At 72.0% G+C, this 414-nt stretch carries 1 protein-coding gene; it reads left to right on the top strand.

Features of this window, described 5'->3' with window-relative positions; genetic code table 11:
• Positions 1 to 405: hypothetical protein (locus L687_RS42680; protein WP_021198495.1), on the top strand; the 405-nt coding region annotated here is incomplete at its 5' end.
• Positions 406 to 414 lie beyond the last annotated feature (9 nt).

Genomic DNA, 414 nt, shown 5'->3' with positions numbered 1-414 from the left:
ATGGTGCCGATCGGTTACGTGGGTGCGGCGCTCGCCGTCATCTTCGCGATCGTCGCGGCGGTCGCGATCGTCCGGGGTTCCGGTGGGCTCGCCGGGGGCGCGGTGGGTCTGTGGATCGTGGGCGCGCTGATGAGCTTCGCGGCGTCCTTCGCGCGCGAGTGGACGCCGCTGATCGTGGCATGCGCGGCGCTGACGGCGATGCTGATCGTCGGGAGCGTCGTGCGCGCGATCGTGAATGCGGCCGGGGTGGAACGTGCCGACCGCGCGGTCGAGGAGCTGCCGAAGGCGGTTCCCGCGTCGAAGACGCCCGTCACGGCGACGTCGAAGACGCCCGTCGCAGCGACGTCGAAGGTTGCGCTCACGAAGACCGGGCCGGCGACGGCGACGATCGCCGTCGTGCGCTGACCTCAGCGG

The sequence above is a fragment of the Microbacterium maritypicum MF109 genome, from assembly GCF_000455825.1.
Taxonomy (GTDB): Bacteria; Actinomycetota; Actinomycetes; order Actinomycetales; family Microbacteriaceae; genus Microbacterium; species Microbacterium maritypicum_A.
This window is presented reverse-complemented; position numbering and strand designations above follow the sequence as displayed.